We start from the raw sequence: 18,158 nt of genomic DNA on the forward strand, positions 1-18,158 counted from the left end.
TGTTGATCACAATCGCAGTCCGGCACGACGTCGGGCCGGGCGGCGCAAGGGGTTCCGGATCGTCGGGCTTCGGGGACGGCAGGGGGATATGCGCCGCGGGTCGCGGAACGTGAGCGAGGTGAGGATCCCGAAGGGGGATCGGGGGCGACGGCCGGCGCGGGCCCATCGCGGCTCCGACCGCCGTGCCGAGGCCCAGATCGCCCGGCTTGTGGCCGGGCTGGAGCACAAGGCGTTCGGCAGGGTGGTCGAGGCCGATCGCGCGTACCCGAGCCAGCGGCGCCCGGCATGCGGGGCCGTGGATGCGAGGGCGCACGAAAGCCAGGCCGTCTTCGCCTGCCGATCTTGCGGATACGCCGGCGACGCCGGCGCGAACGCGGCCCGCGACGTCAAGCCGGCGGCAGGGTGTGCCGTGTCTGCGTGGGAAGGGCCACGCGATGGCGGGCCGGTGCACCGCGAACCTCAACCTGTCCTCCTCTCCGTGTGGGCCGGCGGGTGGGAATCCCCCTCGTTCACGAGGGGGAGGACGGCAACGCCTCACCTCTCGGAAGCCGGCCGGACGGGCGGGGCCGCCTCCTTCGGCACGGCGCCTCCGGGCAACCGGCTCCGAGGGTGCCAGGAGGGAGGTGCCACCCTTGGCTGTCACCGGCGCCTCTGGCCTTGCGTAACGAGATCGGAACCGTGCGTAACTCTACAGATTCGCCGGGACGACAGCGCCCAGATCAGGAATTTGTCGGGACCCGAGGACGGCGGTCGCCGCCTCCCTGGGCGGCCGGTCTCCCGCGGCCTCGGCGATCGCCCCGCTGACCAGCGCCGTCGCGAAGGACGTGCCGCTCCACAGGGCGTAGCCGGCGAAGTCCTCGCGCTGCGGGAAGCTGGAGGCGAGCCACTCGCCGCGGGCCCAGGCATCCACCCAGGGGCCGTGGGCGGAGAAGGGCGCCCGGCGCTCCCCGGCGGCGTCCAGCGCGCCCACGGCGATCACGCCGGGCAGGGCGGCGGGCCAGAAGGGCCGGTCGGAGGCGGTGTTGCCGGCGCAGGCGACCACGACCGTCTCGCCGCCGAACGCCCCCGCGGCGTCGGCCATCAGCACCGGGGGCCGGTCGTCGAAGGTGTGGCAGCCGAAGGACAGGTTCAGCACCTGGGGCGGGCGCTCGCGCAGCCGGTGCAGGGCGCGCACGACCCCGGCCTCGTCGCCGAGCCCGTCGCCGTCCAGCACCCGCACCACGCGCAGGGAGATCTCGGGGGCGCGCTGGAGCAGCAGCCCGGCGATGAACGTGCCGTGTCCCGCCTGGGGGCCCTCCACGGCCTCGGCGGCGGTGCCGCCGTGCTCGCCGTACCACTGGCTGCCCGCCCACCAGGGGTGCTCGGCCACGCCGGTGTCGAGCACCCCCACGGTCACGCCGGAGCGCTCGCGGCCGATCCTGGCCTTGACCGGCTCGGCCGGGAACGGCCGGGACGCGGGCCCGCCGAAGAACAGCGGCTGACCGGCCAGCACGTGGTTGGGGGAGGCCCGGAAGCCCTGCTCGCGCAGCTCCAAGGCCAGCTCGCACGGGTCGACGCCCGCGGACAGGTGGATCACGCACACCCCGTCGGCCTCGGCGAGGGCCTGGGTCCAGCGCGACACGGCCGACACGGCGCCCCGGTCGGTCAGGAGCTGGCCGGGCCTGATCAGCGCCCGGCCGACGGCTTGCACGTCCATGACCTGTATCTTTCCGTGCCGGTGGCCGTGTCACATGCCACACGCGCAACAACTTGGTATGGCCCCCCTCTGGTGTCAGATGGCGACCGAGGGTAGTCTCTCCCTAGTCACTTGTGATCATCCCGGGTGCGAGGCCGTTGGGGAAGGCGCACCTCGTACCGAAACGGGAGGTCCGGTGTCTGCTCGTGGCGTGCTGTACGTCCACTCGGCTCAGCCCGCGCTGTGCCCTCATATCGAATGGGCGGTGGCGGGCGTCCTTGGCGTGCCCGTGAACCTGACGTGGACTCCCCAACCGGCGGCGCCCAACTCCGTGAGAGCCCAGGCGGAGTGGGAAGGGCGGCCCGGCGTGGCGGCGGCGATCGCCTCCTCGCTCATGGGATGGCAGCGCATCCGCTTCGAGGTGACCGAAGACCCCTCGCCGGGCTATGACGGCTCGCGCTACGCCTACACGCCGAGCCTGGGCGCCTTCCACGCGGTCGTGGGCGCCAACGGCGACATCATGATCCCCGAGGACCGGCTGCGCGCGGTCATGCTCATGGCCGCGCAGGGGCGGTGCGTGCTGGAGGAGGAGCTGGACAAGCTGCTGGGCCGGGCTTGGGACGAGGAGCTGGAGCCGTTCCGCTACGCGGGCGACGGCGCGCCGGTGCGCTGGCTGCACGCCGCCGTGTGAGCGGGTGGGCGGGCCGTACGGCAGAGCCCCGCGCCGTCGTGCTCGGCGCGGGGCTCTGTGTCTTGGGGCGTCTCCTCCCGGAAGGACGGGCTACAGCGGGATGTTGCCGTGGGCGCCGCGGGCCGGGGTGGCCTGGGCCAGCACCTTGGCGATCGCGCCGCGCGTCTTGGAGGGGCTGACGACCTCGTCGACGACCCCCAGGTCCTGGGCGCGCGACAGGCCGCCAGCGAGCTTCTCGTGCTCCTCGGCCAGGCGCTGCTCCAGCTCGGCGCGCTCCTCCTCCGGCGCCGCCGCCAGCTCGCGCCGCTTGAGGATGCGCACCGCGGCCACTGCGCCCATGACCGCGATCTCGGTCGTCGGCCAGGCGAACACCTTGGTGGCGCCCAGCGCCCGCGAGTTCATCGCGATGTAGGCCCCGCCGTACGCCTTGCGGGTCACGAGGGTGACGCGCGGCACGGACGCCTCGGCGAAGGCGTGCAGGAGCTTGGCGCCCCGCCGTACCACGCCGTCGTGCTCCTGCTGGACGCCCGGCAGGTACCCGGGCACGTCCACCAGCACGACCAGCGGCACCCCGAAGGCATCGCACATGCGGACGAAACGGGCGGCCTTCTCGGCGGAGGCGGAGTCGAGGCAGCCGCCCAGGCGCATCGGGTTGTTGGCGATCACGCCGACCGTGCGCCCGCCGAGGCGGCCCAGCGAGGTGACGATGTTGGGCGCCCACTTGGGGTGCAGCTCGATGCCCGGCTCGTCCAGCAGGCCGTTGACCAGCGGCTTGACGTCGTAGGCGCGGCGCGGCGAGTCGGGCAGGAAGGAGGAGAAGTCGACCTCCTCGACCTCGCCCGCCCGCACCTGGCCCTGGTGGCCGAGCAGCACCGACAGCTGGCGCGCCTTGACGTAGGCGGCGGTCTCGGTCTTGGTGACGATGTGGACCACGCCGCTGCGCTTGCTGTGCGGCTCGGGGCCGCCCAGGGAGGCGGCGTCCACGTCCTCGCCCGTGACGCTGCGCACCACGTCGGGGCCGGTGACGAAGATCCGGCCGGAGTCGGCCAGGATCACGATGTCGGTCAGCGCCGGGCCGTACGCCGCCCCGCCGGCCGCCGGGCCGACGACCACGGAGATCTGCGGGACGACGCCCGACGCCTTCGTCATGGCCGCGAAGACGCGGCCGACGGCGTGCAGCGACTCGACGCCTTCGGCGAGCCGCGCACCGCCGGAGTGCCAGATCCCGATGATCGGCACCCGCTCGCGGACGGCCACGTCGTAGGCGTGGACGATGTGCTCGCAGCCCTCGCTGCCCATCGCCCCGCCCTGGACGCGGGCGTCGCTGCAGAAGGCCACCACGGGCACGCCCTCCACGCGGCCCATGGCGGCGTAGACGCCGCTCTTGTCCTCCGGAGTGATCAGCCGCACCGAGCCCTCGTCGAGCAGCGCGGCGAGCCTGACGAGGGGATCCCGGGGATCGGCGGGCTCCTGCTCGGCAGCCCGTGCCACGGTCTCGTTGTCGACTACGGTCATCGAAGCTCCTTGAGAAGCGGACGTCGGACCTGAGGATCCGGAGGGGGTACGGCGGGCGCCGCGGAGATCACCTAGACCCCCACGAAGACGACGGACACGTTGTGGCCACCGAAGCCGAAGGAGTTGTTGACGGCGGCCACGTCGCCGGCGGGCAGCTCGCGGTTCTCGCCGTAGACGAGGTCCACCTCGATGCCGTCGTCCAGGTCGTGCACGTTGATGGTGGCCGGGACGACGCGGTCCTGCAGCGCTTTGACGGTGAAGACCGACTCGATGCCGCCCGCGCCGCCCAGCAGGTGACCCGTCATGGACTTGGTCGAGGTGACCAGCGGGTGGGTGCCGATGGCCTTGGCCACCGCCTGCACCTCGATGACGTCGCCGGCCGGCGTGGAGGTGGCGTGGGCGTTGACGTGCTTGACGTCCTGGCCGGTGATCCCGGCGTCGGTCAGCGCCTGAGTCATCGCGTTGATGACGCCGCGGCCCTCCGGCTCGGGCTGGGTGATGTGGTGGGAGTCCGCCGAGTAGCCCACCCCGGCGGCGTAGGCGTAGATGCGCGCGCCGCGGGCCCTGGCGTGCTCCTCCGACTCCAGCACGACGATCCCGGCGCCCTCGCCCAGCACGAACCCGTCGCGGCTGCGGTCCCAGGGACGGGAGGCGCCCTTCGGGTCGTCGTTGCGCGTGGACATGGCACGCGCGGCGGCGAAGGCCGCCATGTTGAGCGGATGGATGGCCGCCTCGGTGCCGCCCGCCACGACCACGTCGGCGCGGCCGGAGCGGATCATCTCCATCGCCTGGCCGATGGCCTCGGCGCCGGAGGCGCAGGCCGACACGGTCGCGTGGACCCCGGCCATGGCGCCCAGGTCCAGGCCGATCCAGGCGGCCGGGCCGTTGGGCATGAGCATCGGCACGGTGAAGGGCGACAGGCGGTTCCAGCCCTTCTCCTTGAACGTGTCGTAGGCCGACAGCGTGGTGGTGATGCCGCCGATGCCGCTGGAGACCACCACGCCCAGCCGCTCAGGGGCGACCTCCGGCTTGCCCGCGTCGGCCCACGCCTCGCGCGAGGCGATGAGCGCGAACTGCTCGCTGCGGTCGAGGCGGCGGGCCTCGGGCCGCGGCAGCACCTCGGCCGGGTCGACGGCGGCCTTGCCCGCGAACGTCACGGGGACGCTGTCGACCCAGTCCTCGGTCAGGGTGTCGACCCCGGACTGACCGGCGAGGAGCGCCGACCAGGTCGAGGTCACGTCTCCACCCAGGGGCGTCGTCGCGCCGAGCCCGGTGACGACGACTCGTGCCCGGTTAGCACTCACGTGTTTACGCTCCTTGCTGATCAGGAAACGGGACAGGTCAGGCGTTGATGAAGTTGATGACGTCCTTGACCGTCTTGAGGTTCTTGAGCTGGTCGTCGGGGATCTCGACGCCGAACTCGTCCTGGGCGGCCACGGCGATCTCGACCATCGACAGGGAGTCGATGTCGAGGTCGTCGACGAAGCTCTTGTCCGGGGTGACCTCCGACGCCGGAATCCCGGTGATCTCGTTGATGATCTTGCCGAGACCCTCGAGGATCTCCTGCTCGCTGAATGCCATGTCGGTGGTTCTCCTTTGGTTTCTTCTGGGTTCCGTACGGCTGGGCCGTACGAGCCGGTCGCGTACGGCTGAGCCGTACAAGCCTAGGGAATCTCGATCACTTGCCCGGCATAGGTGAGGCCGGCGCCGAAGCCCAGTAGCAGCGCCAGCCCGCCGGAGGGCACCTCGCCGCGCTCGATCATGCGGGAGAGGGCCAGCGGGATGGAGGCGGCCGAGGTGTTGCCGGCCAGCACGATGTCGCGGGCGACGGCGGCCTTCTCGGCGCCCAGCTTGCGGGCGATCGCCTCGACGATGCGCAGGTTGGCCTGGTGCGGGACGAAGGCGCTCAGCTCGGCGGGATCCACGCCGGCCCGCTCGCACGCCTCCTTGGCCACCGGGTGCAGCGCGGTGGTGGCCCACCGGAAGACGGTCTGGCCCTCCTGGTAGAGGAAGGAGGAGCGGTCCTTGACGTAGATGGCGTCGGCCTTGTCGCCGGCGCTGCCCCACACGACCGGGCCGATGCCGGGGGTCTCGGAGGGGCCCACGACCGCGGCGCCGGCGCCGTCGGCGAAGATCACGGCGGTGGCGCGGTCGGTCCAGTCGACCCACTGCGACAGCTTCTCGGCCCCGATGACCAGCACGTGGCGGGCGGCGCCGCCGCGCACGGCCGCACTGGCGGTGGCCAGGGCGTAGCAGAACCCGGCGCAGGCCGCGTTGACGTCGAAGGCGCCGGGGGCGTGGATGCCCAGGCGGTGCGCCACGGAGGCGGAGACGTTGGGGATCTGCGTCTCGGGCGTGCAGGTGGCCACGATGACCAGGTCGATGTCGCCGGCCGACAGCCCGCTGGCGGCCAGCGCCTTGCCGCCGGCCTGGACGGCCATGTCGGTCACGGACTCCCCGGCCGGGGCGATCCGGCGCTCCTTGATGCCGACGCGCGACTGGATCCACTCGTCGTTGGTGTCCATGGTCTCGGCGAGGTCGTCGTTGGTGACGACCTTGGACGGCTGGTAGCCGCCGAAGGCCAGCACCCTCGCCCCGGGGGCGACGTCGGGAATCCTCACTGGGCCAGCTCCTTCGCCGCTTCGAGGTCGTCGGGGGTCTTCAGCGCCACGGTGCGCACGCCCGGCAGGCCGCGCCTGGCCAGGCCGGTCAGGGTGCCGCCGGGCACCAGCTCGATCATGCGGTCGACGCCGAGGGAGGCCATCGTCTCCATGCACAGGTCCCAGCGGACCGGGTTGCTGACCTGGTCGACCAGGCGGGCGACGAACTCGGCGCCGCCGGCGACGACCTGGCCGTCCTTGTTGGACAGCAGCTTCACGTCCGGGTCGGCCGGCTTGAGGTTGGCCGTCGCCTGGCGCAGCTCGGTCACGGCCGGCGCCATGTGCTCGGTGTGGAAGGCGCCGGCGACCGACAGCGGGATGAGCCGTGCCCGCGCGGGCGGCTCGGCCTTGAAGGCCGCCAGCTGGGCCAGCGTGCCGCCGGCGACGATCTGGCCGGCGCCGTTGATGTTGGCCGGGGTCAGGCCGTGCTTGTCGATGGACTCCAGCACGTCGACGCCGCCCAGGACGGCGGTCATGCCGGTCTCGGTGATCGCGGCGGCCCTGGCCATGGCCCGTCCGCGCTCGCGCACCAGGGCCAGCGCCTCCTCGGTGGTCAGCACCCCGGCGAGCGCGGCGGCGGCCAGCTCGCCGACGCTGTGCCCGGCCACCACGTCGGGGGTCACGCCCAGCGCCTCGGCGGAGGCCAGCGCGGCGGCCACGAGCAGGGGCTGGGCGACAGCCGTGTCGCGGATCTCCTCCGCGCCGGCGGTCGTGCCGTAGGCGATGAGGTCGAGTTCGACGATGTCCGACCACGCCCGCAGGCGGTCGGCGAAGCCCGGCAGGTCGAGCCACGGACTGAGGAAGCCTGGGGTCTGGGCGCCTTGGCCCGGAGCGACGATGACGAGCACGAATTCCACGATGCCCTGTAGGAGTCCGACACGAGGATAATGATCCGCACGAACTTGGGGCGGGAGAGTTTGTGAGAAACCTCCAATGGGGGTTTCGCGCCCGTTACGTTAGGGCTCGCCAGGTTTCGGCGGATTCCGAAAGGCGCCCCAGGATCAGCCCGACCTGGAGGGTGAAGGCGGACCTGCCCTCGGTCGGCTGGTACCCGGTCAGTTCGGTGATCTTCTTGAGCCGGTAGCGGACCGTGTTGGGGTGGACGAACAGCAGCCGGGCGGTGGCCTCCAGCGAGGTGCCCTGCTCCAGGTAGGTGGCCAGCGTGTCGAGCAGCGGGGTGCCGGCCAGCGGCTGGTAGACGGTCTCGACCAGCTGGGCCCTGGCGTCCTCGTCGCCGTCGAGCGCCCGCTCGGCCAGCAGGTCCTCGGCGTGGACCGGCCGGGGCGCGTCGGGCCAGCCGGAGGAGGCCTTCAGCCCCGCGATGGCCGCCCGCGCCGAGCGGGTGGCGGCGTGCAGGTCGGGCACCTCGGGGCCGATGACGATCGGGCCCGGGCCGAACTGCCGCACCACGTGCCTGGCGGCGTCGTTGACGCTGCCCGCGCCGCCCACGATGACGATGAGCCGGTCGGCCTGGACGCCGGCCAGCAGGTCGAGCCCGATGCGGCGGCCCCGCTCGCGCAGCCCGTCGATCACCGCCCGGGGGTCGTCGTCGGGGGCGTGCCCGGCGATGACGACGACCGGCGAGGAGGTCCAGCCCAGCGCCGCCGCCCACGAGTGCAGCCCGTCGTCCACCTCGCCCCGTACGAGCGCGTCGACGATCAGCGCCTCCAGCCGGGCGTCCCAGGCGCCGCGCACCTCGGCCTCGCGGGCGTAGACCTGCGCGGCGGCGAAGGCGACGTCGCGCGTGTAGCGCAGCATGGCCTGCTCCAGCTGGTCCCGCCCGCCGGGCGCGGCCAGCTCGTCGACCTGCGCCTCGACCACCTCGACCACGACGCGCACGATGTCGACGGTCTGCTGCAGGGAGATGGAGCGCTTCAGCTCGCGCGGCGCGGTGCCGAAGAACTCGATGCTGGGCGTGGGCCGGTCGTCGCCGGCGTGCTGGAACCACTCCACGAACGCCGCGATGCCCGCCTGCGCCACCAGGCCCACCCAGGAGCGGTCCTCGGCGCTGAGCGCGCGGAACCACGGCAGCCGCTCTTCCATGCGGGCCATGGCCGCCGTTCCCAACGCGCCCATCGCCCGCTCCAGCCGCGTGGTCGTCTCCTCGCGGATCCGCTCCTCGTGCTCCTTCACGCCTCTAGAGTGCCAGGCCCTCCGGCATGCGCCAGACGCAGGTCGGCAGGCGAGGGCGTCAGATCACCGCCACGGCCGTGATGACGCCGATGGCCAGGTGCGTGACCGCCAGCACGCGGGTGCCGGGCTGCAGCTCCGGCTCCTTGACCAGCTCGCGCACCGAGATGCCGACCAGCCGGTCGAACACCAGCATCGCGACGGTCTGCACGGCGATGCCGACCAGGCCGAAGACCGCCGTGGCCGTCAGCCCCTCGGCCAGGCGCCCGCCGGAGGCCCAGATGGAGGCGGCCACGATGAGGCCGATCGCGGCCAGGCCGCTGCTGGTCAGCAGCGTGGCGTTGGGGTTGCGCTCGGTCTTGATGATCGAGCTCAGCCGGCCCGGGATGGCCAGGTCGATCACGTAGAAGCCGACGATCAGCAGGATCACGCCGACGGCGGCGTAGGCGGCGATGGCGCCCGCGCCGCGGGCCAGGGTCTCCAGGAGGGTCATCATTGCTCGATTCGGTGAGGGACGAAGGACGAGGTGTCGTCAGTGATCAAACCAGTGGTCTCGCGGATTCCCAAGCCCGCCGACTCGTCGCCCACCAGCCAGGCGCCCAGCACCGGCCGCTGGCCGTCGAAGTCGGGCAGCGGCTCGAAGGCCTGGAAGACGTGGCCCTCCGCGCCGTACTCGCCCGGCGTGTCCTGCGTGCCGTACGGCGTGACGATCCTCATGGAGGCGCCCTCGCGGCCCAGGAGCGGCTTGACGATGTAGGAGGACAGCTCGCGCGGCCCGTCGAGGTAGGCCGGCAGCAGGCTGGGATGGCCGGGATACATCTCCCACAGCACCGCCAGCAGCGCCTTGTTGGACAGCAGCGTCTTCCACAGCGGCTCGATCCACGTGGTGGAGGCCGCGTGCCGTACGGCGTGGCCGCCGAACTCGTCGGCGAGCATCCACTCCCACGGGTACAGCTTGAACGCCGACCTGATGACGCGGCCCTCCAGGTCGACGAAGCGGCGGTTGAGGCCGTCCCAGCCGATGTCCTCCATGGCGATCGCCACGGTCGTCAGCCCGGCCTGCTCGGCGGTCTCCTGCATGTAGGCGAGCGTCATCGCCTCCTCGCCCGTCTCGTCCATGCTCGTCCAGGCGAAGTGCGTGGGCCCGGTCGGCAGCGTCAGCTCGCGCCAGCGGTCGACGAGGCGTTCGTGCAGCGAGTTCCACTGGTCGTCGCCGGGGAAGCGGTCCTGCAGCCAGTACCACTGCACGACCGACGACTCCACCAGCGAGGTCGGGGTGTCGGCGTTGTACTCCAGCAGCCGGGCCGGGCCCGTGCCGTCGTAGCGCAGGTCGAAGCGGCCGTAGACGTGCGGGTCGCGGCGCTCCCACGACCGGGCGACCTCCGCCCACGCCCACTGCGGGAGGGCGAAGTCGGCGAAGCGCTCCTTGGCGATGACGTGCTCGACGGCCGCCAGGCACATCCGGTGCAGCTCCTCCACCTGCTCCTCCAGGGCGAGGACCTCCTCCATGGAGAACAGGTAGTGGACCGACTCGTCCCAGTACGGCCGGGCCGTGCCCGCCGGGTGGGCGGCCCGGTGGTAGGCCAGCCCCTGGCTCTCGATGATCTGCTCCCAGCCGTCGCGGGGAGCGCTGGTGTGTCTGCGCATCAGCTGCCCACTGTGGTGCGGTTGCCGAACCCGTCCCTGACGATCCTGCCCGTGCGGCTCAGCTCGTCGCCGCCGCGGGTGACGATCCAGGCGTCCCTGGGCCGGGTCGTCGTCCCGCGGTGGATCTGCCTGCCGGCGATCCTCCTGCCGCCGTAGTACCACATGTACGCCGAGTGCTTGCCGGCACCGTCGCACTCGTCGTCGGGCGCGACCAGGTAGACCCCGTCGTCCTCGCTGTCGCGGACCACGCACGTGGCGACGACCTCGTCGATCTCACCGGTCTCGTCGGTCTCGTCCTCGCCGGGGTAGGCGACGGGCGGCTGCTCGGTGACGGTCTGCCGCTCGGGCTGGTACTCGGCCCCGGTCGAACAGGCGGCGAGCACGACCGACGACAGCGCCGCCAGCGCGCCCACGCCGACCGCGCGCGAGGATAAGCGTCTCAACATCCACCCCCTCGATTGCGTGCCTTCGCTTGCGGCCAGCACAGCATCGGCCGATTGCAGAACGATCAACTTCCGCCGGACCCGCGCCCGCCGAAGCCGCCGCGCTGGATCTCCTTGCCGCCGCGGCTGGTGATGGTGACGTCGCCGGGCCGGATCGTGGTGCCGCTCATGACCCTGGAGCCGACGCGCTTGCCGCCGTAGTACCACAGGAAGGCGCCGCGGGGCCCGTGGTAGCCGTCGTCGCAGTAGTCGTCGTCGACCACGACGTAGGAGCCGTCGGCGAGCTGGGTGGTGGTGTCGACGCAGTCTGCGACGACCTCGTCGTCGTCGAACACCGCCGCGCAGTACGCGATCATCAAAGTCCCCACGGCCCCGACTGCCAGCAGCCGGACGGCCTTGGACGCCTTGCGTTTCGGCGGGAGAGGGGTGCGCCCCTTCGCGGGTGGTGTCATCGCGCTCCTGACGGGTGTGGCCGGTCAGCCTATCAACGTGCGGCGGACGTGCTTGGTGCCCGCCGCCTGACCACCGCCTGGCCATTCTCACCGGCCGGTCAAGGGATTCTGTCGGTGGCGGCGCGTAGCCTGCCGATTGTGAACCGTACAGATCGGCTGTACGCGCTGGTCGAAGACCTGCGCGCGATCGCCCCGCGCTACCGCTCGGCCCGCGAGCTGGCGCGGCGGTTCGAGGTGAGCGTGCGCACCATCGAGCGCGACATCGCCGCGCTCCAGGAGTCGGGCGTGCCCATCTACGCCGAGCCCGGGCGCAGGGGCGGCTACGCCATCGACAAGGAGATGTCGCTGCCGCCGCTGAACTTCACGCCCACCGAGGCGGTCGCCATCGCCATCGCCCTGAGCCGGGCCGGCGACCAGCCCTTCGGCGCGCAGGCCCGCAGCGCGCTGCGCAAGGTCGTGGCGGCCATGCCGGGGCGGGAGGGCGAGCTGGCCAGGGAGCTGGCGCGCCGCGTCCAGCTCATGACCCCGGCCGAGCCCGCCGAGCCCGCCCAGCCGCTCGGCTCGGCCGGGGTGTCGCGGGCCATCGAGGAGGCGCTGCTCAGGCGGCGGGTGCTGAAGCTGGAGTATGCCGACAGGCACGGCGTGCTGACCATGCGCGACGTCGAGCCGGGGGTGTTCCTCGGCGGGCGTGGCGGCTTCTGGTATCTCGTGGCCTGGTGCCGCCTGCGCGACGACGTGCGGGTCTTCCGCCTCGACCGCATCACCTCCGCCACGGTGACCGCCGAGCGCTGCCCTGACCGGCCGCTGGAGAGGTTCGTGACCGATGTGCCCGAGGTGATCATCCAGGGGGCGATTCTCGATTAGTCCATCGAAAACACCGACATAGTGTTGTCGCCTGACCGTCATACCGTACTTGTGTTCGACAAACGGAGGAACGGCAATGCACAACACCGTCACGTGGTTCGAGATCGCGACCGACGACCCCGCCGGGGCCGAGCGCTTCTACGGCGGCCTGTTCGGGTGGAGCTTCGCGCACGACGAGGGGCCGCTGGACTACCGGCTCATCGGCTACCCGGGGGCGCAGGCGCCGGCCGGCGGGCTGTTCAACACCAAGGGGGAGTTCCCCAACCACGCGATCTTCCATGTCGAGGTCGCCGACGTCGAGGCCGCCTGCCGCCAGACGGAGGAGCTCGGCGGCAAGGTCGTCACCAAGGTCATCGACGACGGCATGGGCACCGACTTCGCGTACCTCACCGACACCTCGGGCAACCTGTTCGGGGTCTTCCGCCGCCGCGGCTGACGCGGCGGCGCCTCGACGTGCGGGTCCAGGGCCTTCCGGCCACTTCCCAGCCGGCCGGCTCCCGGGCCCGCCCGGGCCGCCCTTCCTCGGCGGCCACGTCGTCCCGGGCTCGCCGCCGACCGCCGAGCGGCGGCGCGCCCGGGCGCCGGCGGGAACCCTCGCAAGGGCGTCACAGGGCCGTGGCGGCCAGCCAGCGCTCCAGCAGCTCCCGGTCCCCGAACACCGTCACCGCCTCCGGCCCCAGCCTGCCGTACACCACCAGCAGCAGGTCCGCCACCGGCCCGCGCAGCGCGACGTCGCCCTTGGCGTGGCCGCGGCGCCAGGAGTAGGCGGGCGGCATGGTGACCGTCCACTCGCCCTCGGCGTCGGTGGCGTGCAGGTGCAGGGTCTGCCCGTGCGACTCGAAGTCCGCCAGCCGGGAGGAGATGCTGCGGGCATGGGGCAGGTTCGCGAGGAACTCCTCGATGCCGTCGGCCGCCAGCGCGGGGGCGATGGCCGGCGACAGGCCCAGGGCCAGCTCCACGTCCGCCCGGTGCACCCTCGTCTCGAACAGCATGCGGCGCGCCCAGAAGCGCTGGTGCTGGTCCTCTCCCCAGGCCCACACGGGCTCGTCGGGGTCCGCCGCCCGCAGCGTGGCCACCAGCGCCTCGCCGCCCGAGCGCAGCCACTCCACGAGGTCGCCCTCGGGCGAGGCGGCCACCTCCCGGATGGGCACCCGGGCCGAGGCTCGCGTGCCGACGATCCGCTCGGCCCACCGGTGCGCGACGCCGACGTGCCACACCAGGTCGCCCAGGGTCCATCCCGGGCAGGTCGGCACGGGTGCGGCGAGGTCGGCCCCCGACACCAGATCCGCGAGCGCCTTGATCTCCCCGGCGACGGCCGAGCAGTACGCCTGATGATCCATCATGGCCAGAGCGTAGCCCCGCGGGCTGCTCAGGAGCAGGTCGTGCCTTCCGCCGGCAGCTTGCCCTGCAGCAGGTAGCCGTTCACCGTGGAGATGACGCACTGGTTGCCCGAGACGTAGGCGCCGTGGCCCTGGCCCTCGTAGGTGACCAGCACCCCGGTCTTGAGCTGCTCGGTCAGCTTGGGCGCCCACTCGTACGGCGTGGCGGGGTCGTTCTTGCCGCCCACCACCACGATCGGGGCCGAGCCGTCGGCGTCGACGCGCTTGGCCTCGTCGCTGCCGGGCACCGGCCACATGGCGCACGTGAACCCGGAGCCCGCGTTGCCGAACAGCGGCGAGATCTCCATCGCCTTCTCCTGGGTGCGCCGCAGCGCGGCCTCGTCGGGCCGCTCGGCGTTGTCGACGCAGGTGATCGCCGGGAAGGAGGTCATCGAGGTGTCGTAGGTGCCGTCCTCGGAGCGCCCGACGTAGATGTCGGCCAGGTACATCAGCCCGCCGCCCTCGCCCTCGGAGGCCTGGGCCAGCGCCTCCTCCAGCAGCGGCCAGCTGTACTGCGAATACAGCGCGGACGCCAGGCCGGTGCTGGCCAGCCCCTGGGTCAGCTCGCGGTCGCGGACCTTGAGCGGCTTGTCGACGAGCGACGTCATGAGCGCCTTGACCTTCTTGTCGGCCTCCTCGACGGTCTTGCCCAGCCGGCAGCCGTCCTGGACGCACGATTTGAGGAAGGTCTCGTAGACCTTCTGGAAGCCCTCGGTCTGGACGATCGTGCGCTCCTCGAAGCTGACGGCGGGGTCGAGGGGGGCGTCCAGGACCATGCGGCCGACCTTGTCCGGGAACAGCGTGGCGTAGACGCCGCCGAGTTGCGTGCCGTACGACATGCCGAAGTAGTTGAGCTTCTGGTCGCCCAGCGCCGCGCGCAGCACGTCCATGTCCCTGGCGGCGTTCACCGTGCCGACATAGGGCAGGATCTTGCCGGAGTCGCGTCGGCACAGCTCGACGAACTCCTTGGTGGCGGCCAGCGAGCGCTTCCAGGTCTCCTCGGTGTCGGGCAGGGTGTTGAGCGCCATGAACTCGTCGAGCTCCTTGCCGCTGCCGCAGCGCACGCCGGAGCTGCGCTGGACGCCGCGCGGGTCGAAGCTCACCAGGTCGTAGCGCGTGCCCAGGGAGGCGAACGCCTTGGCGGCCTGGGCCAGCGTGTCCACGCCCGAGGCGCCGGGCCCGCCGAAGTTGAACACCAGGGAGCCCAGGCGATTGGCCTTGTCGGTCGCCGCGATCTTGATCAGCGCCAGCTCGATGCTCTCGCCGCCGGGTTTGGCGTAGTCCAGCGGCACGGTCAGCTTGCCGCAGCGCAGGGACGGATCCGGTTTGGCGGTCGCCTGCTCGCCGGGCCGTTGGATGTCCGTGCACGGGCCCCAGGCGATCTTCTGGGGCGGCGGCTCGGTGGTGGGCCCGGTGACGGGCCGCGTCGTCTGGGCGGCCGGCGACGGCGGCGTGGCCCCGCCGTCGCCGCCGCATGCGGTCAACGTCACGGCGAGTGTGACGAGCGCGAGCTCTCGGCGCATATGGTCATCCCCTCTCAGGGGGAGTGCTGCCCAGGATATGTGATCAGTTATCGGGGAGGCGGCGAGCACCCCTCCAGAACTCGCCGCCTCATCCGGGAAGACTCCCCACCCTGCAGGCTATGACGCCGATTCGCCGTGGGAATTCTCCCGGCCGGAAGGTCACACGCCCATGGACTCGGCGTCGTTGCTCTCCGCTCCGCCCGCCTCGGTCACGCCGTTCTTCAGGTGGTACTTCGCGATGGCCTCGCGCAGCACCTCGGACTTGAGCTCGCCCTGCCGTACCAGCATGGTGAGCACGGCCAGCGTGATGGAGGCCGCGTCGACGTGGAAGTGGCGGCGCAGCGCCGAGCGGGTGTCGGACAGGCCGAACCCGTCGGTGCCCAGGGAGGTCCACTCGCCCGGCACCCACTGGGCGATCTGGTCGGGGACCGCCTTCATGTAGTCGCTGACGCCCACGAACGGCCCGCTCGCCTTCCGCAGCACCTGCGTGACGTACGGCACGCGCGGCTCGGAGTCGGGGTTGAGCAGGTTGTGCTCCTCGCAGGCCAGCGCCTCCCTGCGCAGCTCCGACCACGAGGTGGCCGACCACACGTCGGCCGAGACGCCCCAGTCGTCGGCCAGCATGCGCTGGGCCTCCAGCGCCCACGGCCCGGCCACGCCGGAGGCCAGGATGTTGGCCTTGGGGCCCGGCTTGTCGGAGGGGGCGAACAGGTACAGGCCCTTCAGCAGGCCCTCGACGTCGAGGCCGGCCGGCTCGGCGGGCTGGACGTACGGCTCGTTGTAGACCGTCAGGTAGTAGAAGACGTTCTCCGGCTGCTCGCCGTACATCCGCCGCAGCCCGTCCTTGACGATGTAGGCGGTCTCGAACGCCCACGACGGGTCGTAGGCGATGGCCGCCGGGTTCGTCGAGGCGATGAGCGGCGTGTGGCCGTCCTCGTGCTGCAGGCCCTCGCCGTTCAGCGTGGTGCGGCCCGCGGTGGCGCCCAGCAGGAAGCCGCGCGCCATCTGGTCGGCGGCCTGCCACATCTGGTCGCCGGTGCGCTGCCAGCCGAACATCGAGTAGAAGATGTAGACCGGGATCATGTGCTCGCCGTGGGTGGCGTAGGTGCTGCCCGCGGCGGTGAAGGAGGCCATGGAGCCCGCCTCGCTGATGCCCTCGTGCAGGATCTGGCCCTCGGTCGACTCCTTGTAGGACAGCAGCAGGTCCCGGTCGACGGCCTCGTAGGTCTGGCCGTGCGGCGAGTAGATCTTCGCGCTCGGGAACATGGAGTCCATGCCGAACGTGCGGGCCTCGTCGGGGATGATCGGCACGAACCGGTGGCCGATCTCCTTGTCGCGCATGAGGTCCTTGAGCAGGCGCACGAAGGCCATGGTGGTGGCCACCTGCTGCTTGCCCGAGCCCTTGGAGAACTGCTTGTAGACCTCGTCGCCGGGCAGCTTCAGCGGCTTGGCGCGAACGACCCGCTTGGGCAGCACGCCGCCCAGGGCCGCGCGCCGCTCCATCATGTACTGGATCTCCTCGTCGTCCTCGCCCGGGTGGTAGTAGGGCGGCAGGTCCGCCTCCAGCGCGGAGTCGGGGATCGGCAGGTAGAGCCGGTCGCGGAACTCCTTCAGCTCGGCCTTGGTGAGCTTCTTCATCTGGTGGGTGGCGTTGCGCGCCTCGAAGTCCTTGCCCAGGGTCCAGCCCTTGATGGTCTGGGCCAGGATCACCGTCGGCTGGCCGACGTGCTCGCGGGCCGCCTTGAAGGCCGCGTAGATCTTGCGGTAGTCGTGGCCGCCGCGGCTCAGGCGCCTGATGTCCTCATCCGACAGGTGCTCGACCATCTTGCGCAGGCGCGGGTCGGAGCCGAAGAAGTGCTCGCGGATGTAGGCGCCCGACTCCACCGCGTAGGTCTGGAACTGGCCGTCGGGGGTGATGTTCATCTGGTTGACCAGCACGCCGTCGACGTCGGCGGCCAGCAGCGGGTCCCAGTCGCGGCCCCAGATGACCTTGATGACGTTCCAGCCGGCGCCGCGGAAGAACGACTCCAGCTCCTGGATGATCTTGCCGTTGCCGCGCACCGGGCCGTCGAGCCGCTGCAGGTTGCAGTTGATGACGAAGGTGAGGTTGTCGAGCTCCTCGCGGGCGGCCAGGCCGATCGCGCCCAGCGACTCGGGCTCGTCCATCTCGCCGTCGCCCAGGAACGCCCACACGTGGCTGCGGCTGGTGTCCTTGATCTTGCGGTTGAGCAGGTAGCGGTTGAAGCGCGCCTGGTAGATCGCGCCGATCGGGCCCAGGCCCATGGAGACCGTCGGGAACTCCCAGAAGTCGGGCATCAGGCGCGGGTGCGGGTAGGAGGGCAGGCCGTGGAAGCCGTGCGACAGCTCCTGGCGGAAGGCGTCGAGTTGCGCCTCGTTGAGGCGGCCCTCCAGGTAGGCGCGGGCGTAGATGCCGGGCGCGGCGTGGCCCTGGATGAAGACCTGGTCGCCCGACTCGCCGTGGTCCTTGCCGCGGAAGAAGTGGTTGAAGCCCACCTCGTACAGCGAGGCGGCCGAGGCGTAGGTGGCGATGTGGCCGCCCACGTTGGTGCGCGCGTTCGCGCGGGAGACCATCACCGCCGCGTTCCATCTGATGTAGGCGCGGATGCGCCGCTCCACGTGCTCGTCGCCGGGGAACCACGGCTCCCGCTCCGGCGGGATCGTGTTGATGTAGTCGGTGCTGCGCAGACCCGGCACGCCCACCTGGTGCTCCCGCGCGCGCTCGAGCAGGCGGAGCATCAGGTAGCGGGCGCGGGTGCGGCCCTCGGTCTTCACGACGTTGTCGAGAGACTCGAGCCACTCGTTGGTCTCGCTGGGGTCGACATCAGGCAGCTGGCTGGGTAGGCCGTCGCTGATGATCGAGAAACGCTGGCGTCCGGAAGCCACTGGGTCTCGCCTTCCGAGGTGGACTGATGTCTGGTCTGGGGTCTCGCCTTCCATCCTGGTCCGTCGGGCCCGAAAGTGCATCTCTACTCTTCGGTAACCAGAACGTCCCTGCTGGCAGGGCCGGTTCCGTGGCCTAGACCACCGATGGTAGGACGAATCCCCGCAAAGGTTACACGTAGCCCTTCATTTAACAAGACTAGAAAACGTACGAAATTTCGCACCCCTCCTTGAGGGTCCCCCGACGCGGGGATGACCAACCCGCTCCCGCGCGATGC

17 protein-coding genes and 1 pseudogene are annotated in these 18,158 nt (G+C 71.6%); 4 read left to right on the plus strand and 14 right to left on the minus strand.

The features are described 5' to 3' along the window. Window positions 1-88 precede the first annotated feature (88 nt). Window positions 89-370, plus strand: a pseudogene (locus BSB02_RS43675) (zinc ribbon domain-containing protein); the annotation flags it as partial. Window positions 371-688: 318 nt separating this feature from the next. On the opposite strand, the gene BSB02_RS29470 reads toward BSB02_RS43675, so the two are convergent. Then, window positions 689-1,696 (minus strand): S8 family peptidase, encoded by a 1,008-nt coding sequence (locus tag BSB02_RS29470; RefSeq protein ID WP_084963836.1) that lies wholly within the window; start codon window positions 1,694-1,696, stop codon window positions 689-691. 175 nt (window positions 1,697-1,871) lie between these two features. Here BSB02_RS29470 and BSB02_RS29475 point away from each other — a divergent pair, with 175 nt between their 5' ends. Continuing rightward, on the plus strand, window positions 1,872-2,366 hold the full coding sequence (locus BSB02_RS29475; protein WP_206184947.1) for a DUF3145 domain-containing protein: 495 nt from the start codon (window positions 1,872-1,874) through the stop codon (window positions 2,364-2,366). A gap of 90 nt (window positions 2,367-2,456) precedes the next feature. Here the strand turns inward: BSB02_RS29475 and BSB02_RS29480 are convergent, their stop codons facing one another. From BSB02_RS29480 to BSB02_RS29525, 10 genes are all read right to left on the minus strand, one after another. Then, window positions 2,457-3,881, minus strand: a complete 1,425-nt coding sequence (locus BSB02_RS29480) for an acyl-CoA carboxylase subunit beta (RefSeq protein ID WP_084963837.1) — start codon at window positions 3,879-3,881, stop codon at window positions 2,457-2,459. A gap of 71 nt (window positions 3,882-3,952) precedes the next feature. Further along, window positions 3,953-5,185, minus strand: a complete 1,233-nt coding sequence (gene fabF / locus BSB02_RS29485) for a beta-ketoacyl-ACP synthase II (protein WP_084963838.1) — start codon at window positions 5,183-5,185, stop codon at window positions 3,953-3,955. Between the two features lie 37 nt (window positions 5,186-5,222). Further along, on the minus strand, window positions 5,223-5,462 hold the full coding sequence (locus BSB02_RS29490) for an acyl carrier protein (RefSeq protein WP_084963839.1): 240 nt from the start codon (window positions 5,460-5,462) through the stop codon (window positions 5,223-5,225). 83 nt (window positions 5,463-5,545) lie between these two features. Beyond that, window positions 5,546-6,502: a beta-ketoacyl-ACP synthase III gene (locus BSB02_RS29495; protein WP_084963840.1), complete on the minus strand. Its 957-nt coding sequence runs from the start codon at window positions 6,500-6,502 to the stop codon at window positions 5,546-5,548. Beyond that, window positions 6,499-7,389: an ACP S-malonyltransferase gene (locus tag BSB02_RS29500; protein ID WP_084963869.1), complete on the minus strand. Its 891-nt coding sequence runs from the start codon at window positions 7,387-7,389 to the stop codon at window positions 6,499-6,501. Before BSB02_RS29500 ends, BSB02_RS29495 begins: the two co-directional genes overlap by 4 nt. Window positions 7,390-7,492: 103 nt before the next feature. Further along, window positions 7,493-8,617, minus strand: coding sequence for a PucR family transcriptional regulator (locus tag BSB02_RS29505; RefSeq protein ID WP_084963870.1), 1,125 nt, complete (start codon window positions 8,615-8,617; stop codon window positions 7,493-7,495). A gap of 115 nt (window positions 8,618-8,732) precedes the next feature. Then, window positions 8,733-9,167, minus strand: a complete 435-nt coding sequence (locus BSB02_RS29510) for a DUF350 domain-containing protein (RefSeq protein WP_240506724.1) — start codon at window positions 9,165-9,167, stop codon at window positions 8,733-8,735. Then, a complete protein-coding gene (locus BSB02_RS29515; protein ID WP_084963842.1) occupies window positions 9,164-10,318 on the minus strand; it encodes a glutathionylspermidine synthase family protein in 1,155 nt (384 codons plus the stop codon). The genes BSB02_RS29510 and BSB02_RS29515 overlap by 4 nt, the downstream gene beginning before the upstream one ends. Next, window positions 10,318-10,764, minus strand: a complete 447-nt coding sequence (locus tag BSB02_RS29520; protein WP_143591304.1) for a hypothetical protein — start codon at window positions 10,762-10,764, stop codon at window positions 10,318-10,320. Before BSB02_RS29520 ends, BSB02_RS29515 begins: the two co-directional genes overlap by 1 nt. 62 nt (window positions 10,765-10,826) lie before the next feature. Then, window positions 10,827-11,213, minus strand: coding sequence for a hypothetical protein (locus BSB02_RS29525; protein ID WP_143591306.1), 387 nt, complete (start codon window positions 11,211-11,213; stop codon window positions 10,827-10,829). Between the two features lie 138 nt (window positions 11,214-11,351). Here BSB02_RS29525 and BSB02_RS29530 point away from each other — a divergent pair, with 138 nt between their 5' ends. Together BSB02_RS29530 and BSB02_RS29535 are read left to right on the plus strand one after the other, a co-directional pair. Beyond that, window positions 11,352-12,077, plus strand: coding sequence for a helix-turn-helix transcriptional regulator (locus BSB02_RS29530; protein ID WP_084963845.1), 726 nt, complete (start codon window positions 11,352-11,354; stop codon window positions 12,075-12,077). 76 nt (window positions 12,078-12,153) lie between these two features. Beyond that, complete coding sequence (locus BSB02_RS29535; protein WP_084963846.1) at window positions 12,154-12,513, plus strand: VOC family protein; 360 nt, start codon at window positions 12,154-12,156, stop codon at window positions 12,511-12,513. Window positions 12,514-12,682: 169 nt separating this feature from the next. Here BSB02_RS29535 and BSB02_RS29540 read toward each other — a convergent pair whose 3' ends face one another. From BSB02_RS29540 to aceE, 3 genes are all read right to left on the minus strand, one after another. After that, window positions 12,683-13,420 (minus strand): maleylpyruvate isomerase family mycothiol-dependent enzyme, encoded by a 738-nt coding sequence (locus BSB02_RS29540; protein ID WP_084963847.1) that lies wholly within the window; start codon window positions 13,418-13,420, stop codon window positions 12,683-12,685. A 26-nt stretch (window positions 13,421-13,446) separates the two neighbouring features. Further along, window positions 13,447-14,979, minus strand: a complete 1,533-nt coding sequence (locus BSB02_RS29545) for an alpha/beta hydrolase (protein WP_084963848.1) — start codon at window positions 14,977-14,979, stop codon at window positions 13,447-13,449. 159 nt (window positions 14,980-15,138) lie between these two features. Next, entirely contained in the window at window positions 15,139-17,883 is a 2,745-nt protein-coding gene (gene aceE / locus BSB02_RS29550) for a pyruvate dehydrogenase (acetyl-transferring), homodimeric type (RefSeq protein WP_084963849.1), read from the minus strand. Window positions 17,884-18,158: the final 275 nt, after the last annotated feature.

The organism is Thermoactinospora rubra, from assembly GCF_002093975.1.
Taxonomy (GTDB): Bacteria; Actinomycetota; Actinomycetes; order Streptosporangiales; family Streptosporangiaceae; genus Nonomuraea; species Nonomuraea rubra_A.